Consider the following 24,982-nt stretch of genomic DNA (forward strand, 5'->3'; position numbering starts at 1 on the left):
GGCTAACCCTGTACGCGCGTCCCGCGCGGCGCGAGACGGTTGCCGACGGCCCCGAACAGGCCGTCGGCGACCAGCGCGAGCACCGCCACCCACAGCGCCGCCGCGATCACCCCCGACAGGCCGTACGACACCTGGTTGAGGATGATGTCGCCGAGCCCGCCGCCCCCGGCGACAGCCGCGAGGGTCGCGCTGGAGATGACGTACACGACGGCGATCCGGATGCCGGTGAACAACACCGGGAGGGCGAGGGGGAGTTCGACGCGCCACAGGATCTGCCACTGCGTCAGACCCATGCCGCGCGCGGCCCGCACCAGGTCCGCGTCGACCTGCTCGACGCCCAGGTACGCGTGGGTGAGGACCGGCGGGATCGCCATGATGACGAGCGCCGTCATGACGTTCACGAAGCCGATGCCCAGCAGCCCGAGGAAGATGGCGATGAGGGCGAGCGAGGGCAGGGCCCGGCCGATGTTGGAGATGCTCACGGTCAGGAACGAACCCTTGCCGCGGTGTCCGAGCCACACACCGAGCGGCACCGCGATCACCAGCGCCACCGCGACGGCCACCGCCGACAGCAGCAGGTGGTCGAGGGTGCGGTCCAGGAGCAGTCCGAGGTGGTCGGCCATGAAGGAGAAGCTCGCGAGGAAGGTGTGCATCAGACGGTCCTCCGCGTCCTGGCCCACGGCGTGAGCACCCGGCCGAGCAGCACGAGCAGGCCGTCGGCGGCCAGCGCGAGCGCCACGGCGAGCAGCCCGGCCCCGATGAACTGCGTGTTGAACGGCGACTGGAGGCCCTGGATGATCGGCGAGCCGAGCCCCTGGTCGATGATGAACGCGGCGATCTCGACGACGCTGATCGTGGTCACCGTCGCCACCCGCAGCCCGCTGATCACGGCGGGCAGCGCGAGCGGAAGCTCGATGCGCCACAGGATCTCGCGCCGCGTCAGACCCATGCCGACACCGGCCCGCCGTACGTCCTCCGGCACCTCGCCGAGCCCGGTGACCGTCGACTTGAACAGCACCATGAGTGTGTACGCGACGAGGGCGATCTCGGCCGTGAGGACCGAGAGCCCGGTCACCGGCACGAGCAGCGTGAACAGTGCCATCGGCGGGATCGTGTAGAGGAAGGAGGTGAGTCCGCCCAGCGGCCTGACCAGCCACTTCCGGAAGTGCGCGAGCAGCGCCAGCGGGAACGCGATCAGGAAGCCGATACCGACCGCGATCACCGTGAGGCGCACGTGCTGGACGAGGGCGGGCCCGAAGACACTGGAGAAGTTCGCGGTGAACCAGTCCACGCAGAACACACCGTTGTCGCGGACACACGCACCGGCCGTGCCGAAGTCGGGGATGACCGGGTTCGGCCCGGAAGCCAGGAGACTCACGCCGCCTCCCGTATGAGCGCGACGGTGACCGAGCCGACCGGCTTCCCTGCCTCGTCCGAGACCGAGAGACGCTCCGCGTCACCGGCCATCAGCGCCGACAGCGCGGTGCGCAGGGTGTCGCCCGTGCGCAGGGAACCCTCGGCGCCGTCCGCCGGGTCCAGCTTCAGATCGCCGAGCGTACGCAGCGTCAGCGCCTTCAACCCCCGGTCCGTGCCGACGAATCGGGCCACGTAGTCGTCGGCGGGCTCGCGCAGGATGCGCTCCGGGGTGTCGTACTGGAGGAGCTTGCCGCCCTTGGCGAGGATCGCGACGCGGTCGCCCATGCGGACCGCCTCGTCGATGTCGTGGCTGACGAACAGCGTCGTCTTGCGCACCTGTTCCTGGAGGCGCAGGAACTCGCCTTGCACGTGCTCGCGGGTCACCGGGTCGAGCGCGCCGAACGGCTCGTCCATGAGCATGATGGGCGGGTCCGCCGCCAACGCCCGCGCGATGCCGACGCGTTGACGCTGGCCGCCGGAGAGCTGCGCGGGATAGCGGTGGGCGTACTCCTTGTGCGGGAGGCCGACGAGTTCGAGGAGTTCGCGGGTCCGCTCGGTGATCCTCGGCTTCTTCCAGCCGAGCACCTGCGGCACCGTCGCGACGTTCTCCTCGATCGTCAAGTGCGGGAAGAGGCCCGCCTGTTGGATGACGTAGCCGATTCCGCGCCGCAGCTCGATGACGTCCTGCTCGCGGATGCTGGCGCCGCCGATCCGGATGTCTCCGCTCGTCAGCTCGGTGAGCCGGTTGACGAGGGTCAGCGCGGTCGTCTTCCCGCACCCGGAGGCGCCGAGCAGGACGCAGATCTCGCCGGCGGGAACGGTCAACGACAGTGCGTCGACAGCGGGTTCGGCCCCGGAGTCGTACGTCTTGGTGGCCGCGTCGAAGACGATGTCGGCAGCGGTCTGCATCGTGGTGTGCTCCTCGGTCGCGGTCATATCAGGTCGTTCGCTCTCAGGAAGCGGTCGGCGACTCGGGTCGGGCTGAGCCGCATCATCGCGGCGGCCTCGTTCAGGGCCTGCATGGCTTCCTCGGTGAGCAACTCGTCCACGGCGTTCAGCGGTTCGGTGAGCTTCTCGCCGTACCGCTCGACGAGGGACGTCCGCACGACGGGGGAGACGTTCTGGAACCCGAACACGGCCTGGTCGTCGTCGAGGAGGGTGAAGTCGTAGCGGCGCAGCTGCGGGTCGGTGGTGAACACATCGGCCGCGGCCACGTCCCCGTTCTTGAGCGCCGGGTACTGGAGGCCGATGTTGAGCGGCCGCACCTTCATGTCGTGCAGGCCGTACGCCTTGACGATGGCGTCGAAGCCGAGCGGGCCCGTGATGTTGTCGGGGTACTCGGCGTACGAGATCCTCCCCAGCTTCTTGAGGTCGCCGATGGTCCTGAGGCCGTGCTCGCGGGCGTCGGCGGTGCGTACGGCGACGGCGTTGCGGTTCTGGAAGGGGGTCGGCGGCAGCAGCGAGACACCCCGCCCCGCCTCGAACCGCTTCGCCGCCTCGTACGTGCCGCGCGCCGTCGTCGGCATGTGTTTCGGCATCGCGAACGTCTGCAGGATGACGCCCGTGTACTCGGGGTACAGGTCGATCTGCCCGTTGCGCAGCGCGCGGTCGATGAGGTCGGCGCTGCCGACGTTGGACTTGAGGACGACGTCGAAGCCGCGCGCCCGCAGGATCTGCGCGTACAGCTCGCCCATCACCCACGACTCGGTGAACTGCTTCGAGCCGACCGTGACGACCGGCCCGGTTCCGGCGGCGGAACCGGTGGCGGTGGCGACGCCGGCGGCCGCGAGGACGCCGAGCGAGCCGGTCAGAAGCGTACGTCTGCGCATGCTCAGACCCCTTCCCGAGGTATCACGGCGTCGGTGGTGCGATGGAAGACGCGGGTGTCGCCTTCGTAGGCGGTGAGGGTGTTGACGACGGTGAACGCGGCGGCGTCGGAGGTCATCCGGCTGTGCGTGACGACCTTCCAGTGCCAGTCGCCGCGCCCGCCCTCCTCGGTGCGCTCGCACTCGACGACGGCGGACGACGGTTCGCCCTCGGTGAGCGCGAACCGGTCGACGGCGTCGCCCCGCTTCCACAGGCCGTCGGCCAGGTCCTTGAACTCCCCGTCGTTGATGGCGAGTTCGACGACCGTGCGGCCGCTGACCGGATCGTGCTCGACGCGCCGCGAGGATGCCTCGCCCGACGTGGCCAGGTCGACCGGCAGATCCGGTTGCGGCTCCCCGTACGGGCGCAGCGTGTCGTCCGCGTCCGTCGGCGGCCGTACGGGCAGGTGCAGCGCGGCGGCGGGGGAGGGGTGCAGGGTGACGGTGACCGGCTCGGGCGAGGGCCATGCCAGCGGCCAGTACGAGGCCGAGACCGCGACGCGGACGCGGTGGCCGGGCGCGAAGGCGTGCGCGGTCGCCATCAGCGGCACGGTCACGTCGTAGGGACGCCCCGGCTCCAGCGGCAGCGGCTCCTCATGGCCCTCGCGGTGCGTGAGATTGAGCAGACCGCGGCTGACGAGGCGTGAACTGCCGTCCGGTGCCACGTCGTTGACCCGCACCGCGAGCTGTGCGGCGGGCCGGTCGGCGCTCACCCGGAGCGTCACGGACGGGGCGCCGAGGATCTCCGCGCGCTCGTCGAGGGGCGTGCCGGTGAAGCAGTGCGCGAGGCCGTCGTCGGCGCCCTGCGGCCCGAACTGGCCCGCCGCGTCGCCGAATTGGAGCCAGCTGCCGCCCGCCGTGCCGAGGACGCGCGTGCTGTCGAGGTGCGCTTCGCGGAAGCGCAGCGGGTCGTGCCCGACCGCCTCCTCGCCCGCCGACTCCCCGGCGAGCGCGAGCCGTTGCCACGCGACGCGCGCCGAAGGCCACTCCCGCTCGGCCACCCACCGCCCGGGACGCTCCTCCCGGTCGTCCCCCGGCGCCGCCCACTCGGGCATCCACGCCCGCAGCGCAGGATCCTCCAGGGCGCCGGTGTCCTCGCCGCGCAGGAACTGGTCGAACCAGCGCACCACCTCACCGTGGAAGTCGATGGCGGGCCCCGGCGCCGCCTGATGCGGGTACGTGTGTGCCCACGGCCCGACGAGCGCCCGCACCGGAGCGTTGCCGACACCCTCCAACAGGCGCAGCACGGCGCCGCAGTACGGGTCGTACCAGCCGCCCACCGCGAGGACCGCCGCCTCGATCGCCCCGAAGTCCTCGCACACCGAGCCGTGCTTCCAGAAGGCGTCGCGGGTCTGGTGCCGCAGCCACTCCTCCACGTACACCGGGGTGTCGGCCATCCGCTCAAGCCAGCGCTCGCGCCACGCGTCGCCGACCACGGCCGGGTCGGCGGGGCGCGCGTTGTAGGCGAGCATCGTCGACGCCCACGGCAGCATCTCCGATGCGATCAGCGAACCGCCCGTGTAGTGCACGTCGTCGGCGTACCGGTCGTCCGTCGAGCAGACCGTCACGATCGCCTTGAGCGCGGGCGGGCGCAGCGCCGCGATCTGCAGCCCGTTGAAGCCGCCCCAGGACTTGCCGATCATGCCGACGGTGCCGTCGCACCACTCCTGCTCGGCGAGCCACGCGACGACCTCGACGCCGTCGTCCAGCTCCGCTTGCGCGTACTCGTCGAGCATCAGCCCGTCCGAGTCGCCGCTGCCGCGCAGATCGACGCGGACGGCGGCGTAGCCGGACGCGGCGAAGCGGGCGTGCAGGCTGTTGTCGCGGTCGGCCGTGCCGTCGTTCTTCCGGTACGGGATGTACTCCAGGATCGCGGGCGCCGGCCGGACCGGTCCCTCCGGGAGCCACACGCGGGCGGCGAGGCGGGTGCCGTCGGCGAGTGGAATCCACAGGTGACGCACGAGTTCTGAGGGTGCTTCGGGCAAGGTGAGGTACTCCTGTCGCGCTCCAGCTACTCACTGTCCATTCAGTAGCAGCGGCTGGGCTCCCTACCCGTCGACCACCCAGCGAAACCATGTGTCCCAGAAGTTGGACGGGCGGAGGCGTCCCGGATGGGAGGGTGAGGGGCATGGACACCACCCCGGACACCACCCCGGACACCACCCCGGACGCACCCCCGCGAGGCACCACCACCCCTCCGTACCGGCTGCTCCCCGGCGACCCGGCCTCCCCGGTGCTCCTGCACGTCCCGCACGCCTCCCGGACGATCCCGGCGCGCGTACGGGAAGGGCTGCTGCTTGACGACGCCGCCCTGGAGCGGGAGCTCGACCTCATCACCGACGCGCACACCGAGGTCGTCGCGGAACGCGCCGCGCGGGCCGCGAGAGTCACGCCGTGGCGGTTCGTCAACGAGCGGTCCCGGCTGGTCGTCGACCCGGAGCGGTTCCCCGACGAGCGGGAGGAGATGCGGGCGGTCGGCATGGGCGCGGTCTACACGCGCACGACGCACCGCGAGCCACTGCGGGCCGAACCTCCGGCGGACGAGGGCGAGTTGCTGGACACGTACTTCCACCCCTACGCGCGGGCCATGACCGACGCCGTGGCGGACCGGCTGGCCGCTACCGGCCGCGCGGTGATCGTCGACGTGCACTCCTACCCGAGCCGCGCCCTGCCCTACGAACTCCACGGCGCGGGCCGGCGCCCGCCCGTCTGCCTGGGCGTCGACCCCTTCCACACGCCCCACGCGCTCCTCGACCGGGCCCGCGAGGCCTTCGCCGGGCTCGGCGGGACCGCCGTCGACACACCTTTCGCGGGGACGTACGTCCCGCTGGAGCACTACGGCCGGGACCAGCGCGTCGCCGCGCTCATGGTGGAGCTGCGCCGGGACGTGTACCTCGACGAACCGACGACGCCGCACGAAGGACTGGACGCCGTGGCGTCGGCGTTGGCCGCGCTGGTCACACCGTGGTGAGTGCCTCCGGCGTGAGGTCCGCGAGCGTCGGGTAGCCGTCGACCGCCATGATGAGGTCGGCCTCGGCGAGGAGCGAGCGCAGGGTGTGGACCAGGCCGTCGACGCCGCCGACCGCGAGCCCGTATGCGTACGGCCGCCCGACGCCCACGGCCGTCGCGCCCAGCGCCAGCGCCTTGACGACATCCGCGCCCGAGCGGACCCCGGAGTCGAAGAGGACCGGCAGGCCGTCCGCCGCCTCGACGACGCCGGGCAGCGCGGCGAGCGCGGGAAGCCCGCCGTTGGCCTGCCGGCCGCCGTGGTTCGAGCAGTAGATGCCGTCCACGCCGCCGTCCTTGGCGCGGCGTACGTCCTCGGGGTGGCAGATGCCCTTGAGGATCAGCGGCAGATCGGTGAGCGAGCGCAGCCACGGAAGGTCGTCCCAGGTGAGCGGGTTGCCGAAGAGGCCGACCCAGGAACTGACCAGGTCCATGGGATCGGTGCTCGCGGCGATCTCCTGGAAGCGCGGGTCGGAGGTGTAGTTGGCGAGGCAATGGCCGCGCAGCTGCGGGAAGTTGGACGTCGCCAGGTCGCGCGGGCGCCAGCCGGTGACCCAGGTGTCGAGCGTGACCACGATGCCCTTGTAGCCCGCCGCCTCGGCCCGCTTCACGAGGCTCTCGGCCAGCGCCCGGTCGGTGGGTGTGTAGAGCTGGAAGAAGCCGGGGGTGTCACCGAACTCCGCCGCCACGTCCTCCATCGGGTCCACCGTCAGCGTCGACGCCACCATGGGCACACCGGTACGCGCCGCGGCCCGCGCCGTCGCCAGATCCCCGTGCCCGTCCTGCGCGCACAGCCCGATCACCCCGACCGGCGCCATGAACAGCGGCGAGGCGAGCCGCATCCCGAACAGGTCCACGGACATGTCCCGTTGCGTGGCACCCACCATCATCCGCGGCACGAGCCCGTACCGCTCGAAGGCCCGCACATTCGCCCGCTGCGTGTGCTCGTCGCCCGCGCCCCCGGCGACGTACGACCAGACGGAGGGGGAGAGGGCGGCCCGCGCGCGCTCTTCGAGCGTCGCGAAGTCCATCGGCTGCGTGGGTGTGACGCCGCGCAGTCCGTCGAGGTAGATCTCGAATTGGTAGTCGCCGAACTGCGGGCTCATCGCGCACCTCTTCACCAGGGGACAGGGGCACCCCAATCTGCCAGGTCAGCGGCGTGCCGCAAAGGGGTCGGCGGGTGTCACGACGTCCGCCACTCGTGGTCGGGGAGGAAACGCACGTCGTACCGCTGTGGCACCGTGCCGAACTTGTGCGGCTCGGGGACGAACGGCCGGGCGGGCAGGCCCATCTCCTCCACCGGCGTGCCCAGCGACTCGAAGAACCGCTCGAAGGTGCCGCCTGGGCCGGCCGCGACGCCGACGACCTGGGAGTGGTGGCGCTCCATGCGGTACGCGTGCGCGCAGTTCTTCGGCACGAACCCGAAGTCACCCGGCGTCAGCAGCCGTTCCAGCTGCTCGCCCTCGGGGTCCTCGGCGAAGAGCCGGACCGCGCCCTGCGTCACGTAGAACACCTCATGGGTGTCCGCGTGCACATGTGCCGGGATGATGTCGCCCTTCGGGCCTTCCACGGTGAAGAAGTTGAAGGTGTGGTCGGTCTGCTCGCCGCCCGCGTACACGGTGACGAGATCGCCGAAGAGGTGGGCCCGGTCGCCGTGCCCCTTCTCGATGACGTACGGCTTCGAGGGGTCGGCGGGGATGCGGGAGGCGCTGCGGTAGCGCGTCGCGTACTCCATGGTCATGGTGGGTCGCCCTGTTCCTGTCGTGGTGTGTCCTGCTGCTCTTTGTCAGGTCGCCTGACGGTATGTGTCAGGTAGCCTGACACGGCGCGCGGCCGACGGGCAAGGGCCCGTCCCGCGGAGACTTCCGGAAGGACGAGACGGTGATGGGTGAGCCCCGACGTGATCTGCCGCAGCTCCTGGGTGAGGCCAGGCGCTGGTTCGAGGACGGCCTGCTCGCGGCCCTCGAAGCGCGCGGAGTCGCCCCGATAACGCCCACTCAGGTGCAGCTCTTCGCGATGCTCGACGCGGACGGCACCACCGTCTCCGAACTGGCCCGCCGGATGGGCGTGACCCGGCAGACCGTCCATCAGGCCGTGCGCGCCCTGATCGAGGACGGGCTCCTGGAGCAGGCGCCCGACCCGGCCTCCGCGCGGCAGCGGCTCGTGCGCCGCACCGCGGCCGGGCGGCGCGCCCACGACCGGGCGCGGCGCGCCCTCGACGGACTTGAGGCGCGGCTCGCGGAGCGCATCGGCGAGGAGGCGCTCGGCGCGCTGCGGGCGGCGCTTGAGGAGTCGTGGGGTGAGCCCGCGTGAGTGTGTAAACGAAATCGTTGACAATTTGGTTGGCCTAGATTTAGCGTCGACACGCACTCACTCAGGGAGGGCACATGCCGAAGGAAGCCCGTCCGGGCTCCGGAGAGCAGGCCAAGCAGTACGCGCTGGATCAACTGCGGCAGGCCATTCTGCGCGGCGACATGTCACCGGCCCAGCGGCTGGTGGAGAACGAACTCGCCGAGCAGTACGACGTGACGCGGGGCAGCATCCGCGCGGCACTTCTCGAACTGGCTGCCGAAGGCCTGGTCGAGCGCATCCGCAACCGCGGCTCGCGGGTGCGGGTGGTCACGGTCGAGGAGGCCGTGGAGATCACGGAGTGCCGGATGGCACTCGAAGGACTGTGTGCGGCGAAGGCGGCAGAGGAGGCCACCGACGCACAACTCGACGGACTCACCGAGCTCGGCGACGCCATGTCGCAAGCCGTCGCGAACGGTGACCCACTCACCTACTCCGACCTCAACCATCAACTGCACGCCCGCGTCCGGGACATCTCCGGCCAGCACACGGCCGTCGGACTCCTGGAGCGGCTCAACGCCCAACTAGTGCGCCACCGCTTTCAGTTGGCGCTGCGGCCGGGGCGTGCCCAGCAGTCACTGAGTGAACACCTGGCCATCGTCGAGGCGATCAGGTCCAGAAAACCGCAGGAGGCCGAGACGGCCGCCCGCGCCCACCTCCGCAGCGTGATCGACGTGTTGCGCGCCGACTGACAGCGCTCCGGGGGACGGGCGCACACCTGTCACCAAGGAGATGCAGTCATGAGTAACGGCCACGCGCCCGCCACCACCCCGGAGCCACGATCGACCCTGGTGGTCACCGCGCACGCCGGGGACTTCGTGTGGCGGGCCGGCGGCGCCATCGCGCTCGCCGCCGCCCGCGGCGAGAAGGTGACCATCGCGTGCCTGACGTTCGGGGAGCGCGGCGAGTCCGCCAAGGCCTGGCGCGAGGGCAGGAAGCTCGACGAGATCAAGGCGATCCGCCGCGACGAGGCCGAGCGCGCCGCCGCCGTACTCGGCGCCGACGTGCGCTTCTTCGACGCCGGCGACTACCCGCTGGTGGAGAGCGCCGAGCTGACCGACCGGCTCGTCACCGTCTACCGGGACACCCAGCCCGACGTCGTGCTCACGCACCCGGTCGACGACCCGTACAACGGCGACCACCCGGCCGCGAACCGCATGGCCCTCCAGGCCCGCGTCCTCGCACAGGCCATCGGCTACCCCGGCGAAGGCGAGATCATCGGCGCCCCGCCCGTCTTCTACTTCGAGCCGCACCAGCCCGAGATGAGCGGCTTCAAGCCCGAGGTGCTCCTCGACATCACCGAGGTCTGGGACACCAAGCGCGAGGCCATGGAGTGCCTGGGCGCCCAGCAGCACCTGTGGGCGTACTACACCGACCTGGCCGTACGCCGAGGTGTGCAGCTCAAGCGGAACGCCGGGCCGAACCTGGGACTCGCCCACAACACGATGGCCGAGGCGTACATGCGCCCCTATCCGCAGATCGCGAAGGAGCTCGCCTGATGCCCGGCGTCATCGTCACCGACCCGCCCAAGGCCGACCCCGAGGACGTCGAGGCGCTCGCCGGATTCGGGGTCGCCACCGTCCACGAGGCGATGGGCCGCACCGGTCTCCTCGGCCATCAACTGCGCCCGAACCAACGGGACACGCGCATCGCCGGCACCGCCGTGACCGTACTGTCCTGGCCCGGCGACAACCTCATGATCCACGCGGCCGTGGAGCAGTGCGGGGAGGGTGACATCCTCGTCGTCACCACCACGTCGCCGTCCACGGACGGCATGTTCGGCGAGCTGTTCGCGACCGCGCTGCGGCGGCGCGGGGTGCGAGGCGTCGTCACGGGCGCCGGGATCCGGGACACGGCCGAGCTGCGCGCCATGGGCTTCCACGCCTGGTCGGCGGCCGTGTCCGCGCAGGGCACGGTGAAGGCGACCGGTGGCAGCGTCAACGTACCGGTCGTCATCGGGGGCGAGAGGGTCCGCCCCGGCGATGTCGTCGTCGCGGACGACGACGGTGTCGTGGTCGTGCCGCGCGAGCGGGCCCGTGAGGCCGCCGAGAAGTCCCGGGCCCGGGAGGAGAAGGAGGCCGCGACGCGGGCGGCGTTCCAGGAGGGTCAACTGGGCCTGGACCGCTACGGGTTGCGCGACACCCTGAAGCGGCTCGGCGTCGAGTACCGCACGTACCAGGAGCACGAGGAGTACACCTCGTGACCGGGCCAGAGGAACTGCGCTGCATGCTGATGCGCGGCGGAACCTCCAAGGGTGCCTACTTCCTCGCCGACGACCTGCCCGCCGAACCGGCCGCCCGCGACGAGCTGTTGCTGCGGGTGATGGGCAGCCCCGACCCCCGCCAGATCGACGGGATCGGCGGCGCACACCCGTTGACCAGCAAGGTGGCGGTGGTGTCACCGTCCAGCGACCCCGCGGCGGACGTCGACTACCTCTTCCTCCAAGTGGGCGTCGAAGAACCCGTGGTGTCGGACCGTCAGAACTGCGGGAACCTCCTCGCCGGAATCGGCCCCTTCGCGGTCGAGCGCGGCCTTGTGGGAGCGGGGGAGACCTCGGTACGTATCCGGATGGTGAACTCCGGTGACCTCGCCATGGCCACGTTCTCCGGAGATCTCGGGGACGGCGTCGAGGTGTCCCTCGAATTCCCGCCGGGCGACGGGCCGTTGCTGCCCACCGGGCACCCCCGGGACACCGTCGCGGACACCGAGGTCACCTGCGTCGACAACGGCATGCCGACCGTGCTCGTCCCCGCCGACTCCCTGAAGGTCACCGGCTGCGAGGTCACCGGATACGAGGACCCCGAGGAGCTGGAGAGCAACCGGGAGCTGGCCGTCCGGCTGCGCGAAATCCGGCTCGCCGCCGGCGAGTTGATGGGCCTCGGTGACGTCTCCGACGCCACCGTCCCCAAGCTGACCCTGCTCGCCCCGCCCCGGCACGGCGGCGCCGTCACCACCCGTACGTTCATACCCGTGCGCTGCCACACCGCCATCGGCGTGCTCGGCGCGGCGAGCGTCGCGGCGGGCCTCCGTATCGAGGGAGGTGTGGCCGACGGCATCGCCCAACCGCCCACCGACGGCGACCGGTTGCGCATCGAGCACCCCACCGGATCGATCGACATCGAAAGCAGCCTCACCGAAGGCCCCGACGGCAGGCCGGCGGCCCGGCGCACCGCCGTCGTCCGCACCGCCCGGAAACTCTTCGACGGCACGGTCTTCCCGCGCCCCATACCCACTCCAGGAGGTCAACGATGACTCCGCCGCTCGGCGACATCGCGCACATCGGCCACGCCCAGCTGTTCACCCCCGACCTGGACGCCAGCGTCGGCTTCTTCACGGACTTCCTCGGCCTCACCGTCTGCGGCCAGGACGGCGACCACACCGTCTACCTGCGTACCTTCGACGACTACGAGCACCACAGCCTCGTCCTCACCGCCCGCGAACGGCCCGGCCTCGGCCGCCTCGCCCTGCGCACCTCCAGCGCGGAGGCACTCCAGCGCCGCGTCAAGGCGGTCGAGGAGTCCGGCGGCACCGGACACTGGACCGAGGACGAGCCCGGCATCGGCAAGCTGTACGTCACCACCGACCCGGACGGCCACGAACTCGCCCTCTACTGGGACAGCGAGCACTACCGGGCCCCCGACGCGCTGAAGCCGGCGCTGAAGAACCAGCCGCAGGCCAAGCCCAACCGCGGCGTCGGCGTCCGCCGCCTCGACCACGTGAACTTCCTCGCCTCCGACGTCGCCCTCAACGCCGACTTCCAGTCGGACGTCCTCGGCGCCCGCCCCACCGAACAGATCCGGCTCGACACCGGGCGCATCGCGGGCAAGTGGCTGACCTTCACCAACAAGTCGTACGACGTCGTCTACACCGAGGACTGGACCGGCGCGAACGGCCGCCTGCACCACATCGCGTTCGCGACCGACAACCGAGAGGACATCCTGCGCGCCGCCGATCTCGCCATCGACACCGGCGTGTTCATCGAGACCGGCCCCCACAAGCACGCCATCCAGCAGACGTTCTTCCTCTACGTCTACGAGCCCGGCGGCAACCGCGTCGAACTGTGCAACCCGCTCACCCGTCTCGTCCTCGCGCCCGACTGGCCGCTGATCACCTGGACCGAGGAAGAGCGCAAGAAGGGCCAGGCCTGGGGCCTGAAGACCATCGAGTCCTTCCACACCCACGGAACCCCGCCGATCGCGCCCTGACCTTCCCACCCCCGACCTGCCCGCACGAGAGGAACAAAGATGTCCTCGCGTTACCGCTCCCCCCTGCCCGAAAACACAGCCGCCCCCTCCCTCAGAAGCCGCGCCATCGTCATCGCCCTGTGCTGGGCACTCGTGTTCATCGACGGCATCGACACCTTCATCTACGGCTCCGCCCTGCCGCACATGCTCGGGTCGAAGGCGCTCGGCCTGACCGACGCCACCGCCGGTGACATCGGCAGCTACACCACCTTCGGCATGCTCGTCGGCACCATCCTCTCCGGCACCGTCAGCAACTGGGTGGGCCGCCGCAAGACCGTCTTCACGTCGGTCGTGATCTTCACCCTCGCCACCGTCGGCTGCGGACTCGCCCAGAGCGCCGGGGTGTTCGGCCTCTGCCGCCTGGTGTGCGGCTTCGGCCTCGGCGCGCTGCTGCCGATCGCCATCTCGTACGGCATGGAGTTCACCACCGGCGCCCGCAAGGCGCTCGCCACCGGAGTCATCATGACCGCCCACCAGACCGGCGGCGCCGTCGCTCCGCTGCTCGCGTTGTGGCTGATCGACGACTTCGGCTGGCGCTCCGCCTTCGTCGTCGGCGCGATACCCGCGCTGATCTTCCTGCCGCTCGCCCTGAAGCTGCTGCCGGAGTCACCGACGAACCTGCTCACGCGCGGCCGCACCACGGACGCGCGAAGCCTCGCGGGCACGTACGGACTCGAACTCCCCGAGCCCAAGGGGCATGCCGAGGACAAGCTGGAGAGCCTCAAGGCCCTCTTCCGCGGCCGCCAGTGGCTGACGACGCTGTGCTTCTGGCTGACGTCCTTCGCAGGACTGCTGCTCGTCTACGGCGTCGGCCAGTGGCTGCCGAAGATCATGGGCGACCTCGGGTACGAGACCGGTGACTCGCTGCTCTTCTCGACGTTCCTCAACGTCGGCGGGATCGTCGGCATGCTCGTCGCCGGCCGCCTCGCCGACCGCATCGGCCCGCGCCGCGTCGTCATCATCTGGTTCGCGCTGACCGCGGTCTTCGTCTATCTCATGGGCGTGCACATGTCGGTGGCTGTGCTGTACGGCGTCGTCTTCCTCGCCGGACTGCTCCTGTTCAGCGGGCAGACGATGGTGTACGCGACGGTCGGCTCCCACCACACCGAGGAGGACCGGCCCACCGCGCTCAGCTGGGTCTCCGGCATGGGCCGCTTCGGCGCCGTCTTCGGCCCGTGGCTGGGCGGGCAGCTGCTCGCGGCGGGCCACGCCGACCTGGGCTTCACGATGTTCGCGGCGGCGGCCGTCTTCGGCGCGGTGATGATGGCGCTGGCCGCGCTCACCATCAGGGCCGGTCTCAACCGGGGGAGCGGAGACCGCAAGGGGGCGCCGGCGCTGGCCGGTTGATCCGTGCCCGTACGCCGCTGTGGCCCGGCCCTTACGAGAGGGCCGGGCCACAGTGCCGTACACACCTCGCGCCCTACTTCTTCCGGTAACCCGTCACCTCGGCGATCCAGGCGATGAAGTCCGCGGGGTCGGTATTGGCTCCGTGCCCCGCGTCCCAGTAGTAGCGGTGGTCGACCTCGTCGCCGAGCCCGGCCGCGCTCGCCGCGAGATTGGCGGAGACGGTCAGCGACGTGTCGCTGTCCTTCGTGCCGAGCCGGATCCACCAGTGCTTGGAGCGGCCCGGATTGCGCCGTGCCAGGTGGTGCATCGGGTTCATCAGGTCGAGCTTCTCGGGGATGTCCGGCGCCACGCGCCTGCTGTCGAGGCCGCTCGTGTCGTGCCGCGCGCCGTACGCGGTGAAGTGCCGCGCCTCGGTGGTGCCCGCGCCGAACTCGTTGTTCTCGGGCGAGGACAGGTCGAACGGGTCGAAGGCGGGCGTGTCCTTCTTGCGCGCGCCCACGTGGGTGAGGAAGTCCTGCCACGTGAACGTGGCACGCCCGCCCCGCCACGTGATGAACGTGTTGTCGGCGAGATACGTGGCGCGCTCGCCCTCCGGCAGAGCCGCCAAGTAGCGGGTGGCGGAGGGCTGCAGATAGTGCGTCAGGAGGTAGTCGTCGTAGTTACGGGCGGTCAGTGTTCCGCGGCCGTCCATCCTGCGCAGCCTCAACGCGGCCTGATACTCGGCGAATTGGGCGCGCAACTGCTTCGATGTCGCCTGGTCGACCTGTGTTCCGTCGTTCTGCTTGTTGGTGCCCCAGTTCCACTCGTACGCGCCGTCGGCGTGCTCCAGGTCGGTGATCGGGCACCAGGCGCCGGTCGCGAAGATCGCGTCGGAGGCGTCGGCGGCGCCGAGCTCGGCCAGGTGCGCGGCGTAGCTCCGGCTGTCCCCGGAGGCGCCGAGCAGCGCGGACAGGGCGCCGCCCGCGCTGGTCCCGGCCGACACAATGCGGTCGGTATCGCCGGGGATCCGGCCCTTGTTGGCGCGGACGTAGCGCACGGCGGCCTTCAGGTCGACGATCGCGGCGGGCGCGGTGCCGTAGTACGTGCCGTCGTCGTCCTTCAGGGTGCGCCCGCGAGCTCCCGGCTCCACGACGACGTATCCGGCGGCCAGGGCGAGCAGTTGGTTGGAGACGAGCGGGCCGCCACCGCCTCCGGGCGGGCCGTCACCACCGCCGGGCATACCGCCTCCGCCACCTCCGACGCCGTCCGCGTCCGCGACGGAGGACGGCATGTAGCCCCCGATGGAGTTGGCGAGGAGGATGGGCGCGCCGGAGGCGTCGACCGCCTTACCGTCGATCTCCACCGGCACGCTGACGTTGAGGCTCTGGTACTTCTCGTCGACCGGCTCGGCGACATACGTGATCGCCTTCCAGAAGTGGTACGTCACCTCCTTGTCGCCGTCGTCGGTGGTGACGGTCGTCGTCAGCTCCGTGTACGCCTCCTTGTCGAACGTGAGGGCGCCGGAAGGCCCGTCCGGTGTGGACCCGGTCGACGCCCGCGCGGAGAGGGTGAGGCCGCCGGCCGCCACGGCGCCCGCCGTCGCGCCGATCCCGATCACGACATTTCTGCGCTTGATGGCCCTGTTGATCGCCCTGTGCTTCAACTCGTGGCTCCCGTATGGCTCTTGGGGCGAGTGGTTCCCGCCGCGTCAGGCCCTACGCCATCAAGCGTCAACGTAACTGTCAACAATTTGGGTGACATTCTCAGGTGGTGCTCAGGCGGCGCCCAGGTGCGCCCGGCCGGTGTTCCGGCATGAGCCGGTGCTCCGGCATGAGAAAGGCGGCGGTCACATGGAACACACCCGCACAGTGCCGTGACCGCCGCCCGGACGCGGCCGCGCTGTCGCTCGGGCGCGGCGGCGTCCACCATGGCCAACTCCGGTGCCCCGTGTGAGTGACGGCCGAACGTGCCGTCCCCCTCGGACGGTTGTCCAGTCGAGCGGATGTGCCCATGGGGGTGGGGTGCGGCGGTCTTGCGTGAGGGGTCCAGCGAGCTTGCGTCAGGGGTCTAGCGGGGCAGCGCCCCGGCGACGGCCGAGGTCACGACGCGGCGGACGTCCGCGTCCGTGGGCGGGCCGTCCTCGCGGCTCGCGAACAGCAGGTGGCCCGAGCCGATGAGGGTCAGGCCCAGGGAGTCGATGTCGGTATGGGCCGCCAGTCGGCCCGCCTTTCGCTCCGCTTCGAGGTACGAGCGGATCATCGCGGTGGCGTCCGCCAGGACCGTGACGCCCGGGCGCCCCGCCCCCCGCAGCCGCGCGCGCAGACCGTCACGGAAGGTCAGCAGGCCGACCATGGCGACGACGACCGGAGTGAACAGGTCCGTCAGCGCGTCGGTGAGGAGGTCGACGACGCCGCGGGTGCCGGCGGACGCGACGAGCGCGGCGGCGCGTTCCTCCATGCGGCCCGCGCGGTCGAGGACGAGGTCGGCGAGGAAGGCGTCGAAGTCGGCGAAGTGGCGGTGCAGGACGCCCTTGGCGCAGCCCGCCTCCGTGGTGACGGCCCGGCTGGTGAGCGCGGCGGCGCCGTCGCGCATGAGGACGCGCTCGGCCGCGTCGAAGAGCTGCTCGCGGACGTCGCGGATGGCCACACCGGTCGGCACCTGCGCTTCTCCTTCGTTTCCATCGTTCGGCTCGGGTCTCTGACCCCGGCAACAGTAGAAGAGTGGGCATGTGCCCACTAGGGTGGGCGCATGCCCACTCAGGATGTGAACCAGTCCGGTCCCTCGTCGAACGAACCGCACAAGGCCCGCGCCATGGCGGAGTCCTTCGGCACCGACCCCGAGCGCTACGACCGCACCCGGCCCCGCTACCCCGACGCCCTGGTGGCCCGGATCGCCGCCGCCGCGCCAGGACCGGACGTCCTCGACGTCGGCTGCGGCACCGGCATCGCGTCCCGCCAGTTCCGGGCGGCGGGCTGTGGTGTCCTCGGCGTCGACGTCGACGCGCGCATGGCGGAGTACGCCCGCGGCCGTGGACTCGACGTGGAAGTCGGCGCGTTCGAGGCCTGGGATCCCGCGGGCCGCACCTTCGACGCGGTCGTCGCGGGCCAGACCTGGCACTGGATCGACCCGGTCGCGGGCGCCGCGAAGGCGGCCGAGGTGCTGCGCCCGCGCGGCCGCCTCGCCCTCTTCTGGAACGTCTTCCGCCCCGGCCCCGACCTCGCGGACGCCTTCGCCGCGGCCCACCGCGAGGCCCTGCCCGACTCGCCGCGCAACCCGTGGGCCCGCCCCACCCTCGACGCGTACGGCGCGATCTTCGCGAATGTCGCCGACGGGCTGCGCGACACCGGCCTTTTCGGCGAACCCGAGGAGTGGCGCTTCGAGTGGGAGGCCGGGTACACGCGCGACGCGTGGCTGGAGCAGCTGCGTACCAGCGGGGAGGCGGGCACGTACCGGCCGGAGGAGCTGGAGGACCTGGTGGCGCGCACCGGCGCCGCGATCGACGCGTTCGGCGGGGAGTTCACGTTGCCGTACACCGCGGTGGTGGTCACGGCCGAGCGGGCCGCCGCGGCCTGATTGTCAGTGGCGGCTGCTTACCTGGACTCGTACGGAAAGGGGAAGCGGCAGTCATGAGTGAGCAGCCTCGGCGTCGGCAGCCCGGACGGGACCTGTGTGTGCGACGGCACCCGGACACGCGGGTGGAGTGCGTGCTGGCCGACACGCACTATCCGCGCCCGCACTACGCGTTGGACGGGACGACGTGGCACGACGGGCTGTGCGGGGCCTGTCACGGCAGCGGGAGGCGCGGCGGCGCGGGGGAGGAGGTGTGTGCCGATTGCCGGGGCGGTGGATTCTGCCTGTTGGAGGAGCAGGACTGATCAGCGGCCGGTCGCGGTCGTTGTCTCCAGGCGGCAGTGGCACGACGAGCGCACCGGGACGTCCGTCACCGCCAGGGCCGTCGTCAGTTGCGGGGCGATGATCCGGGCCTCGGCGGCGCGCCCGAGGCGGAGCAGGCACTCGTGGTAGCCGTGCAGCGCCCACACGTTGTTCGGGTGTCGCAGGGAGCGCGGCAGGGTGTCGTCGAGGCCCAGGTCGGCGGCGTAGACGTCGGCGGCCTCCGCGACCCTGCCCTGTTCCAGGAGCAGCGCCCCGTACGCGTGCCGGGTCGGCTGCATCCAGCCCCACGGCTCGTCGTAGGGGAGGGAGTCGTCCAGGTGAATGGCGCGGCGCAGGTCGGCGAAGGCGCGGTCGAAGTCGCCCGTGCGGTAGGCGAGTTCGCCGTCGAGCATGGCGGCGGCGATGGCGAGGAGGTCGCGGCACGTGTTGTTGTAGATGGTGCGGGATTCCGGTGCGCGCTCGCATGCCGACGTGAAGCGTTCGCGTTCGGCCGCCGCCTCCCGGGTGCGGCCGGTCGCGGCGAGGGCGACGCCCTTGCCGTAGTGGAGCATCGCCGTCGTCACGCGGTAGAGGTCGGGGTCGCGGGGCAGCGGCAGATCGACGAGGTCCTGCCAGCGGCCGAAGCGGACCAGGGCGTGCACCCGCATGCCAAGGAAGCCCTCCAGCCAGTCCGCCATCGGCGGGGACTCGACGCGCAGCAGGTCCTCGGGCACCGCCGCCTCAAGGCGGTCCACGGAGTCGAACGCCACCTCGGACTGGCCCGCGAACATCGCGGCGTAGAGCCGGAAGTGGAGGTTGTGGCAGCGGTACAGCGTGTAGAAGTTCATCGCGCCGCCGCGCGCGAGCGCCAACTCGTCCGCCTTCATGGCGCGGGTGTTGGCCGCGATGGTGCGCCGGTAGTCGCCGCACAGCACGTCGATGTGCGTGGGCATGTGGTGGAGGTGGCCCGCGTCCGGGACCAGGCCCCGGAGCCGGTCGGCGACCGGCAGGGCCTGCTCCGGAGTCGGGGACATCTCCATGAGGTGGATGTAGAGGTGCAGCAGGCCGGGGTGGTCGCGGCCGTCGGGGCGGGCGAGCGCGCGCTCCAGGGCCTCCCGCGCCTCCACCGTGCGGGCGCCGTCGGCGGGGCGGCCGGACGGCAGGTCCCACAGGGCCCACGGCGTCAGGTTCATCAGGGCGTCGGCGTACAGGGTCGCCACGTCGGGATCGTCCCGGTGGTTCGCGTAGACCTTGCCCATGGCCTGCGCGTACTCCTCGTTCCACACCGACTGGTCGGGGGCCGGAGCGGCCGACGGGTAGCGGGACTTGAGGGCGTCGATCAGCGCCTGCTCGGGCGCGGTGGCGCGCGCCGCGGCGAGCGTGGCGCGCCGCACCGCGTGGTGCGTGCGCTCGACGGTCGACACCAGGTCCAGTTCGTCGAACGCCTCCCACTGCTTGTTGTAGTTCGGGCCCAGGGCGTAGGCGAGCCCCCAGTGCGCCATCGCGCAGTCCGCGTCGGCCTCGACGGCCCGCTCGAAACAGGCGACGGCCTCCTCGTGGTGGAAGGCGTACACCCACACCAGGCCGCGGTCGAACCAGAGTTGGGCCTCGGGGGAGCCGGTGGTGATCTCGCGGTGGAACGTTCCCAGGTCGTAATAACCGTTGTCGAAGCCGTTGTCGAAGCCGTTGCCGTAGCCGTCGTTGCAGCCGTCGTCGCTCACGGGCGCCACCTTCGGCGAGTGTGCCGGGTCCGTCCCGGCGAGGGGCAGATCCGGCAATTGTCCCGCCGCGCTCGGCGTCGCACCATGGGCCCTGCCGACGTACGCGCGGTGGACGGGCTACGACCGCCGGGCGTCGTCCACCCGCTCCAGGCGTACGAAGGGAATCTGTCGCCCTGCCGCCCGGAAGGACTCCTCGCCGCCGTCGGTGTCGAAGCCCATGAAGGAGCACAGCGTGCGGGCGGCGCGCGGGTGTTCGGGGGCGTAGCGCGCCATGACCTCGGCGCCCTCCTCGGGCGTGAGGAAGTGCGCGTCGACGAGATACCGGTGGGAGCCGTGCTGGATCAGGGTGCGCGGGGTGTTCCTGAGGTTCTGGTACCAGGCGGACTTGGGGCCGAAGCCGGAGGCGACCGTCCAGGTGCCCTGCTCCTGGTCGTGCGCGACGACCTCCAGGACCACGCGCCGGTGCCGGCCCGACACGCGGCCCTTGTGGTGCAGCAGCAGGAGCCGCTTGCCGAGCAATGGGCCGAGGCCCGCGCGGTACAGGCCGATGGGGAGGCGGGCAAGCCGGCGCTGGAGGCCGGTGGGCAGCGCCGGACGTCCTTCGGGGGTGCGGGGGAGGGGCATCGTCGGCGCCTTTCGCTGGGCTGCGGGACTGTTGGCCGGTGCCGGGTCACGCCCTCGTCGGGGTCCGCTCCGCCTCGCGCGCGCCGGTGAAGAAGTCAACGAGCCCGTACGGCGCACGGTCACCGAGGCAGAGGTCCAAGATGTCACGCGCGTCCTCGTAGAACCCGGAGGTGCGGGCGAACATCGCCGTCTCGTACGCGGTGAGCGCGGCCTCGATGTCGCCCGGGTGCGCGGCGATGAGCCTGCCGAGTTCGGCGCCGTCGAACATGGCCAGGTTGGCGCCGTCGCCGGACGGCGGCATCAGGTGCGCGGCGTCGCCCAGCAGCGTCACTCCCGGCACCCGGTCCCAGCGGTGCCCGTCGGGCAGCGTGTGGACCGGGCGCGCGACCGGGGCGGACCCGCCGTCCGTGATCAGCGCCGTCAGCTCGGGCGCCCACCCGTCGAACTCGGCCACGACACGGGCCTTCGCCGCGTCCGCGTCCGCGAAGTCGATGGCGGCGAACCAGTCGGCGGGGCGGGTCAGTTGGACGTACGTGTGGATGATCCCGCCGGCCTCGCGGTGCGCGTTGATGCCCTTGCCGGGGGACGGGGCGAGCATGGCGCCGGAGCCGACCGCCTCGGCGGTCGCCGCGTGCCGCTCGTCGACGTCGTGCAGGTAGGTCTCGACGAACGTGGTGCCGGTGTACGCGGGTGTGGCGTCGGAGACGAGCGGGCGCACCTTCGACCAGGCGCCGTCGGCGCCGACGAGCAGGCCCGTGGTCACGGTCGAACCGTCGGCGAAGGCCAGCTCGTGGCGGCCCTCGCCGAGCGTACGGACGCCGGTGATCTTGTGTCCCCACTGGACGGTGCCCTCGGGCAGCGAGTCGAGCAGGATCCGGCGCAGGTCGCCGCGGAGCACCTCGGGGCGCTTCTCGTCGCCGTCGTCGGGCTCGTCGAGCAGCACCTCGCCGTGCTGGTCGAGTACGCGCAGCGCCTCGGCGCCCTCGTGGATGATCGCGCGGAATTCCTCGGTGAGACCCGCCGCCGCGAGCGCGGCCTGCCCGTCGGCCTCGTGTATGTCGAGCTGGCCGCCCTGGGTGCGGGAGTCCGGCGAGGGGTCGGCTTCGTAGACGGTCGCGGGAATGCCGTGGACGTGCAGGACGCGGGCGAGGACGAGCCCGCCGAGGCCCGCGCCGACGATGGTGATGGGGGTGGTGGTCTTCGTGGTGGTCTTCATGGTCTTGCTCCTTTACCAGTGCTACTGTCAGTGCTGCTGGAACGTTGTTCCAGAACCAGTTTGGAACAACGTTCCAGTCATGTCAAAATGGGACCCATGGCGACCAGGGCACAGCGCACCGAGCGGCGCGGCGACGCGCTCTCCAAGGGGCGGATCGTCGAGGCGGCGATCGGGATCCTCGACACCGAAGGCGAGAAGGGGCTGACCTTCCGCGCGCTCGCGGCGCGCCTCGCGACCGGCGCCGGAGCGATCTACTGGCACGTCGCGAACAAGGACGAGCTGCTCGCGACGGCCGCCGACGGTGTCATCACGCAGGTCGTGACGGACGTGGCCCGGGGAGCCGAGCCGCGCGAGGGGATCCGGCTGCTCGCGCTCGGCGTCTTCGACGCGATCGACGCGCACCCCTGGGTGGGCACGCAGCTCTCCCGCGAGCCGTGGGGTTCCGCGCTGCTGCAGATCTTCGAAGGGCTCGGCGGTCGGCTGCGGGAGCTGGGCGTTCCCACGGCCGAGCAGTTCAACTCCGCCTCCGCGCTGCTGAATTACGTACTGGGGGCCGCCGCGCAGAACTCCGCGAACGCCCGCCTCGTGCTCCCGGGCGCGAGCGACCGCTCGGCGTTCCTCGGCGGGATCGGCGCGCGGTGGGCGGAACTCGACGCCGCGCGCTATCCGTTCCTGCGTCAGGTGGCGGCGGAGTTGTCCGAGCACGACGACCGCGCGCAGTTCCTCGCCGGGATCGACCTGATTCTGGCGGGCATCGACACGGCGAGGAGGGCGCATGGCTGAGCGCGGGAACGGGGGCCCGACCGAAGGCGAGGGCGGGGACGAGGACGGGGACGAGTACGGGTACGGGGATGCCGACGTCGACGCGGTGACTCGCGCGGTGCTCACCGCGTCGCGACTCCTCGTCGCGGTCTCGGCCCGGTCGCTCGCCGAGGTGGAGGACCGGGTGACGCTGGCTCAGTTCCGCATGCTGGTGGTGCTGTCGACGCGCGGCGCCACCAAACTCGTCACGCTCGCCGAGCAGTTGGGCGTGGCGCCGTCGACGGCGATGCGGATGGTGGACCGGCTCATCGCGGCGGGCCTCGCCGACCGCCGCGCCAACCCCGCCAACCGCCGGGAGACGCTCCTGCAGTTGACCGACGAGGGCCGCCGCACCGTGGAGAACGTGACGGCGCGGCGCCGCCAGGACATCGCGGGGATCGTGCGGCGTCTCGCCCCGGAGCAGCGGGCCTCGCTGATCGGCGCGCTGGACGCGTTCAACGAGGCGGGCGGCGAGCCCTCGGCGCCCGGCACCCCCGACCCGACCCTGCATCCACTGGGCTGGGCCGACCTGCCGACGGGGTCCGTGGGCCCCAACTAGGCGGGCTGTGCCTGTGCGGGCGGTGGAAGCGGTGCCGGGTCCCCGGCCGCGTCCGGCTCCGGATGGTGCAGGGCCCGCAGCGCCCCTTGGTGGCTGAGCCACCCCACCGGCCCGTCCGCCCCCGCGGCCAGCACCGGAAGACCCGTCCCTGGCGCCGCGAGCAGGGTGTGCAGCGCCGTCGCGAGCGGCTGGTCCGTGGTCACGCTTGGCGTGTGCAGGGTGAGTTCGCCCACGGTGGCGGGCGCGCCGTCCGGCTGCTCCGCCAGCGCCTCGGCCACGGCCTGCGCCGTCACTACGCCGAGGTGGGCGCCGTTCCCGTCGCGCACCGGCAGGGCGCCGTGGCCCGAGCGGCTCAACTGGTCGGCGGCGTCGGCGAGTTCAAGGGGTGCGGGCAGCGGAGTGGGGAGCGGTTCCAGGACGTCGGCGACCAGTTGACCGCCCAGCGGAGCGTCCGGCGCGGGGCCGTCCAGGTCGATGCCGCGGCGGCGCAGCTTGAGCGTGTAGATGGTGTCCCGCGTGAGGAGCCGGCTGATGGCGGTGGCCAGCACGATCGCCAGCATCAGCGGCAGGATGATCGAGTACTCGCCGGTCAGCTCGAAGAGGATCACCACGGCGGTGATCGGGGCCCGGGACGAGCCCGCGAAGACGGCGCCCATGCCGATGAGCGCGTACGCGCCGACGGGCCCCGCCGTACCGGGCAGCAGGCCGTGCGCGACGGCGCCGAACGCGGCGCCCAGCATCGCCCCGATGAACAGGCTCGGCGCGAACACCCCGCCGGAGCCGCCGATCCCGATGGTCAGGCTCGTCGCGATCATCTTGCCGACGAGCAGGAGCAGCAGGAACCCGATGGCGTACCCGCCCTCCGTCGCCTTCTCCAGGACCGGGTACCCGACCCCGTACATCTCGGGAAGCGCCAGCAGGACGAGTCCGAGCGCCAGGCCACCGACCGCCGGGCGCAGCCACTCGGGGCCGCGCCACAGCCAGTCGCAGGCGTCCTCGATCGCGTACAGGACGCGGGAGAAGCCGACGCCGACCGCGCCCGCGACGACCCCGAGGACCGCGAACAGGGCGTACTGGCCCAGGTGTTGGACCGGGAAGTCGGGCAGGTTGAGGAACGCCACGTCGCCGAACGCGGCCCGGCCGATCACGCTCGCGGTGACGCTGGCCAGGACCGTCGCGCCGAACGCCTCGACGGTGAAGGCCCGCAGGATGAGCTCCATCGCGAAGAACACGCCCGCGAGCGGCGCGTTGAAGGTCGCCGCGATGCCGCCCGCAGCGCCGCACGCCACGAGCAGCTTCAGCCGCTCCTCGGTCAGGCCGGTGATCCGGCCGAGCGTCGAACCGAGCGCCGAACCGATCTGCACGATCGGCCCCTCCCGGCCCACCGAACCGCCCGAGCCGATGGTCAGCGCCGACGCCAGCGTCTTCACCACGGCGACCTTCGGGCTGATCCGGCCGCCGCGCTTGGCGACCGCGAGCATCACCTCCGGGACCCCGTGCCCGCGCGCCTCCTTGGCGAACCGGTTGACCAGCGGGCCGTACAGGAGACCGCCGACCACGGGAGCCACGACGACGAAGAAGGGGCCGAGCCAGGGCACGTGCGGATTGGCGCTGCCGGGGGCCGCCGCGTAGTCGGTGTGTCCCGACAGCAGCCGCGTGAACGTCTGGATGCACCAGCGGAAGACGATCGAGCCGAGGCCCGCCCCCGCGCCGACGAGCACCGCGAGCATCATCGTCGAACCCCGGCCGCCCAGCATCGGGCGCCTTGCGCCCAGCGTCGGGCGCGGCGCCCGCAGGGCGCCTCCTGTGCCGCTCACTCTTTTCCCTACCTTACTTTTGCACCGTGCAAGACTCTGACCTTTGCATTATGCAAAACGTGTCAAGGGGGCGAGCGGGAGGGGGCATGCGTCGGGCGGGAGGGGTCTTACGGAGTCGTGACGCATCGGCCCGGTGGCGTGGTGCGCGGGGCCGGGGACCCTAGC

Annotated in this window: 25 protein-coding genes; 12 read left to right on the top strand and 13 right to left on the bottom strand. The window is 71.7% G+C overall.

Annotated elements, in window-relative coordinates; translation table 11 throughout:
* Positions 1–2 precede the first annotated feature (2 nt).
* From RBJ65_RS32245 to RBJ65_RS32265, 5 genes are read right to left on the bottom strand one after another with little or no spacing between them, the layout of a single operon-like run.
* A complete protein-coding gene (locus tag RBJ65_RS32245; protein ID WP_306322777.1) occupies positions 3–653 on the bottom strand; it encodes an ABC transporter permease in 651 nt (216 codons plus the stop codon).
* Entirely contained in the window at positions 653–1,378 is a 726-nt protein-coding gene (locus RBJ65_RS32250) for an ABC transporter permease (RefSeq protein ID WP_306322776.1), read from the bottom strand. The genes RBJ65_RS32245 and RBJ65_RS32250 overlap by 1 nt, the downstream gene beginning before the upstream one ends.
* On the bottom strand, positions 1,375–2,352 hold the full coding sequence (locus tag RBJ65_RS32255) for an ABC transporter ATP-binding protein (RefSeq protein ID WP_306322775.1): 978 nt from the start codon (positions 2,350–2,352) through the stop codon (positions 1,375–1,377). Before RBJ65_RS32255 ends, RBJ65_RS32250 begins: the two co-directional genes overlap by 4 nt.
* Positions 2,349–3,245, bottom strand: a complete 897-nt coding sequence (locus tag RBJ65_RS32260) for a glycine betaine ABC transporter substrate-binding protein (RefSeq protein ID WP_306322774.1) — start codon at positions 3,243–3,245, stop codon at positions 2,349–2,351. The genes RBJ65_RS32255 and RBJ65_RS32260 overlap by 4 nt, the downstream gene beginning before the upstream one ends.
* 2 nt (positions 3,246–3,247) lie before the next feature.
* Entirely contained in the window at positions 3,248–5,266 is a 2,019-nt protein-coding gene (locus RBJ65_RS32265; protein ID WP_306322773.1) for a CocE/NonD family hydrolase, read from the bottom strand.
* A gap of 143 nt (positions 5,267–5,409) precedes the next feature.
* On the opposite strand from RBJ65_RS32265, the gene RBJ65_RS32270 reads away from it, so the two are divergent.
* Positions 5,410–6,252 carry an N-formylglutamate amidohydrolase gene (locus tag RBJ65_RS32270; RefSeq protein ID WP_306322772.1) on the top strand — a complete coding sequence of 281 codons (843 nt, stop codon included), beginning with the start codon at positions 5,410–5,412 and terminating at the stop codon, positions 6,250–6,252.
* On the opposite strand, the gene RBJ65_RS32275 is transcribed toward RBJ65_RS32270, so the two are convergent.
* Together RBJ65_RS32275 and RBJ65_RS32280 are read right to left on the bottom strand one after the other, a co-directional pair.
* Positions 6,239–7,393, bottom strand: a complete 1,155-nt coding sequence (locus tag RBJ65_RS32275; protein WP_306322771.1) for an alpha-hydroxy-acid oxidizing protein — start codon at positions 7,391–7,393, stop codon at positions 6,239–6,241. The two genes, RBJ65_RS32270 and RBJ65_RS32275, sit on opposite strands and share 14 nt — an antisense overlap.
* Before the next feature lie 77 nt (positions 7,394–7,470).
* Entirely contained in the window at positions 7,471–8,028 is a 558-nt protein-coding gene (locus tag RBJ65_RS32280) for a quercetin 2,3-dioxygenase (protein ID WP_306322770.1), read from the bottom strand.
* Positions 8,029–8,171: 143 nt separating this feature from the next.
* On the opposite strand from RBJ65_RS32280, the gene RBJ65_RS32285 reads away from it, so the two are divergent.
* The 7 genes from RBJ65_RS32285 (at position 8,172) to RBJ65_RS32315 (ending at position 14,227) form a co-directional block, all read left to right on the top strand.
* Complete coding sequence (locus tag RBJ65_RS32285; protein ID WP_306322769.1) at positions 8,172–8,600, top strand: MarR family winged helix-turn-helix transcriptional regulator; 429 nt, start codon at positions 8,172–8,174, stop codon at positions 8,598–8,600.
* A 74-nt stretch (positions 8,601–8,674) separates the two neighbouring features.
* A complete protein-coding gene (locus RBJ65_RS32290; protein ID WP_306322768.1) occupies positions 8,675–9,328 on the top strand; it encodes a GntR family transcriptional regulator in 654 nt (217 codons plus the stop codon).
* Between the two features lie 48 nt (positions 9,329–9,376).
* Positions 9,377–10,135: a PIG-L deacetylase family protein gene (locus RBJ65_RS32295; RefSeq protein WP_306322767.1), complete on the top strand. Its 759-nt coding sequence runs from the start codon at positions 9,377–9,379 to the stop codon at positions 10,133–10,135.
* Positions 10,135–10,839: a 4-carboxy-4-hydroxy-2-oxoadipate aldolase/oxaloacetate decarboxylase gene (locus tag RBJ65_RS32300; RefSeq protein WP_306322766.1), complete on the top strand. Its 705-nt coding sequence runs from the start codon at positions 10,135–10,137 to the stop codon at positions 10,837–10,839. The genes RBJ65_RS32295 and RBJ65_RS32300 overlap by 1 nt, the downstream gene beginning before the upstream one ends.
* Entirely contained in the window at positions 10,836–11,888 is a 1,053-nt protein-coding gene (locus RBJ65_RS32305; protein WP_306322765.1) for a PrpF domain-containing protein, read from the top strand. The genes RBJ65_RS32300 and RBJ65_RS32305 overlap by 4 nt, the downstream gene beginning before the upstream one ends.
* Complete coding sequence (locus RBJ65_RS32310) at positions 11,885–12,841, top strand: catechol 2,3-dioxygenase (RefSeq protein WP_306322764.1); 957 nt, start codon at positions 11,885–11,887, stop codon at positions 12,839–12,841. Before RBJ65_RS32305 ends, RBJ65_RS32310 begins: the two co-directional genes overlap by 4 nt.
* Positions 12,842–12,880: 39 nt before the next feature.
* Positions 12,881–14,227: an aromatic acid/H+ symport family MFS transporter gene (locus RBJ65_RS32315; protein WP_306322763.1), complete on the top strand. Its 1,347-nt coding sequence runs from the start codon at positions 12,881–12,883 to the stop codon at positions 14,225–14,227.
* A 73-nt stretch (positions 14,228–14,300) separates the two neighbouring features.
* Here the strand turns inward: RBJ65_RS32315 and RBJ65_RS32320 are convergent, their stop codons facing one another.
* The gene (locus RBJ65_RS32320) at positions 14,301–15,869 is read right to left on the bottom strand and encodes a subtype B tannase (protein WP_306322762.1); all 1,569 of its coding nucleotides are present in this window, start codon (positions 15,867–15,869) and stop codon (positions 14,301–14,303) included.
* Positions 15,870–16,273: 404 nt separating this feature from the next.
* Entirely contained in the window at positions 16,274–16,864 is a 591-nt protein-coding gene (locus tag RBJ65_RS32325; protein ID WP_306322761.1) for a TetR/AcrR family transcriptional regulator, read from the bottom strand.
* A 90-nt stretch (positions 16,865–16,954) separates the two neighbouring features.
* Here RBJ65_RS32325 and RBJ65_RS32330 point away from each other — a divergent pair, with 90 nt between their 5' ends.
* Complete coding sequence (locus RBJ65_RS32330; RefSeq protein WP_372341418.1) at positions 16,955–17,779, top strand: class I SAM-dependent methyltransferase; 825 nt, start codon at positions 16,955–16,957, stop codon at positions 17,777–17,779.
* A gap of 53 nt (positions 17,780–17,832) precedes the next feature.
* Positions 17,833–18,081, top strand: a complete 249-nt coding sequence (locus RBJ65_RS32335) for a hypothetical protein (RefSeq protein ID WP_306322760.1) — start codon at positions 17,833–17,835, stop codon at positions 18,079–18,081.
* On the opposite strand, the gene RBJ65_RS32340 is transcribed toward RBJ65_RS32335, so the two are convergent.
* The 3 genes from RBJ65_RS32340 to RBJ65_RS32350 form a co-directional block, all read right to left on the bottom strand.
* Complete coding sequence (locus RBJ65_RS32340) at positions 18,082–19,728, bottom strand: hypothetical protein (RefSeq protein ID WP_372341422.1); 1,647 nt, start codon at positions 19,726–19,728, stop codon at positions 18,082–18,084.
* 189 nt (positions 19,729–19,917) lie between these two features.
* A complete protein-coding gene (locus tag RBJ65_RS32345; protein ID WP_306322758.1) occupies positions 19,918–20,424 on the bottom strand; it encodes a nitroreductase family deazaflavin-dependent oxidoreductase in 507 nt (168 codons plus the stop codon).
* Positions 20,425–20,470: 46 nt separating this feature from the next.
* Complete coding sequence (locus tag RBJ65_RS32350; protein ID WP_306322757.1) at positions 20,471–21,640, bottom strand: NAD(P)/FAD-dependent oxidoreductase; 1,170 nt, start codon at positions 21,638–21,640, stop codon at positions 20,471–20,473.
* A gap of 96 nt (positions 21,641–21,736) precedes the next feature.
* Between RBJ65_RS32350 and RBJ65_RS32355 the strand changes: the two genes are divergently transcribed.
* Positions 21,737–22,423 carry a TetR/AcrR family transcriptional regulator gene (locus RBJ65_RS32355; protein ID WP_306322756.1) on the top strand — a complete coding sequence of 229 codons (687 nt, stop codon included), beginning with the start codon at positions 21,737–21,739 and terminating at the stop codon, positions 22,421–22,423.
* On the top strand, positions 22,416–23,000 hold the full coding sequence (locus RBJ65_RS32360; RefSeq protein WP_306322755.1) for a MarR family winged helix-turn-helix transcriptional regulator: 585 nt from the start codon (positions 22,416–22,418) through the stop codon (positions 22,998–23,000). Before RBJ65_RS32355 ends, RBJ65_RS32360 begins: the two co-directional genes overlap by 8 nt.
* Here RBJ65_RS32360 and RBJ65_RS32365 read toward each other — a convergent pair.
* Positions 22,997–24,733, bottom strand: a complete 1,737-nt coding sequence (locus RBJ65_RS32365; protein ID WP_306322856.1) for a chloride channel protein — start codon at positions 24,731–24,733, stop codon at positions 22,997–22,999. The two genes, RBJ65_RS32360 and RBJ65_RS32365, sit on opposite strands and share 4 nt — an antisense overlap.
* Positions 24,734–24,982 lie beyond the last annotated feature (249 nt).

The sequence above is a fragment of the Streptomyces sp. KL109B genome (assembly GCF_030766935.1).
Taxonomy (GTDB): domain Bacteria; phylum Actinomycetota; class Actinomycetes; order Streptomycetales; family Streptomycetaceae; genus Streptomyces.

What these genes read in the sequence shown, in the direction of transcription:
- RBJ65_RS32245 (WP_306322777.1), bottom strand. Translation starts at nt 653, where the DNA reads ATGCACACCTTCCTCGCGAGCTTCTCCTTCATGGCCGACCACCTCGGA.
- RBJ65_RS32255 (WP_306322775.1), bottom strand. Translation starts at nt 2,352, where the DNA reads ATGACCGCGACCGAGGAGCACACCACGATGCAGACCGCTGCCGACATC.
- RBJ65_RS32260 (WP_306322774.1), bottom strand. Translation starts at nt 3,245, where the DNA reads ATGCGCAGACGTACGCTTCTGACCGGCTCGCTCGGCGTCCTCGCGGCC.
- RBJ65_RS32270 (WP_306322772.1), top strand. Translation starts at nt 5,410, where the DNA reads ATGGACACCACCCCGGACACCACCCCGGACACCACCCCGGACGCACCC.
- RBJ65_RS32275 (WP_306322771.1), bottom strand. Translation starts at nt 7,393, where the DNA reads ATGAGCCCGCAGTTCGGCGACTACCAATTCGAGATCTACCTCGACGGA.
- RBJ65_RS32280 (WP_306322770.1), bottom strand. Translation starts at nt 8,028, where the DNA reads ATGACCATGGAGTACGCGACGCGCTACCGCAGCGCCTCCCGCATCCCC.
- RBJ65_RS32285 (WP_306322769.1), top strand. Translation starts at nt 8,172, where the DNA reads ATGGGTGAGCCCCGACGTGATCTGCCGCAGCTCCTGGGTGAGGCCAGG.
- RBJ65_RS32290 (WP_306322768.1), top strand. Translation starts at nt 8,675, where the DNA reads ATGCCGAAGGAAGCCCGTCCGGGCTCCGGAGAGCAGGCCAAGCAGTAC.
- RBJ65_RS32295 (WP_306322767.1), top strand. Translation starts at nt 9,377, where the DNA reads ATGAGTAACGGCCACGCGCCCGCCACCACCCCGGAGCCACGATCGACC.
- RBJ65_RS32300 (WP_306322766.1), top strand. Translation starts at nt 10,135, where the DNA reads ATGCCCGGCGTCATCGTCACCGACCCGCCCAAGGCCGACCCCGAGGAC.
- RBJ65_RS32310 (WP_306322764.1), top strand. Translation starts at nt 11,885, where the DNA reads ATGACTCCGCCGCTCGGCGACATCGCGCACATCGGCCACGCCCAGCTG.
- RBJ65_RS32315 (WP_306322763.1), top strand. Translation starts at nt 12,881, where the DNA reads ATGTCCTCGCGTTACCGCTCCCCCCTGCCCGAAAACACAGCCGCCCCC.
- RBJ65_RS32330 (WP_372341418.1), top strand. Translation starts at nt 16,955, where the DNA reads ATGCCCACTCAGGATGTGAACCAGTCCGGTCCCTCGTCGAACGAACCG.
- RBJ65_RS32335 (WP_306322760.1), top strand. Translation starts at nt 17,833, where the DNA reads ATGAGTGAGCAGCCTCGGCGTCGGCAGCCCGGACGGGACCTGTGTGTG.
- RBJ65_RS32345 (WP_306322758.1), bottom strand. Translation starts at nt 20,424, where the DNA reads ATGCCCCTCCCCCGCACCCCCGAAGGACGTCCGGCGCTGCCCACCGGC.
- RBJ65_RS32350 (WP_306322757.1), bottom strand. Translation starts at nt 21,640, where the DNA reads ATGAAGACCACCACGAAGACCACCACCCCCATCACCATCGTCGGCGCG.
- RBJ65_RS32355 (WP_306322756.1), top strand. Translation starts at nt 21,737, where the DNA reads ATGGCGACCAGGGCACAGCGCACCGAGCGGCGCGGCGACGCGCTCTCC.
- RBJ65_RS32360 (WP_306322755.1), top strand. Translation starts at nt 22,416, where the DNA reads ATGGCTGAGCGCGGGAACGGGGGCCCGACCGAAGGCGAGGGCGGGGAC.
- RBJ65_RS32365 (WP_306322856.1), bottom strand. Translation starts at nt 24,733, where the DNA reads ATGATGCTCGCGGTGCTCGTCGGCGCGGGGGCGGGCCTCGGCTCGATC.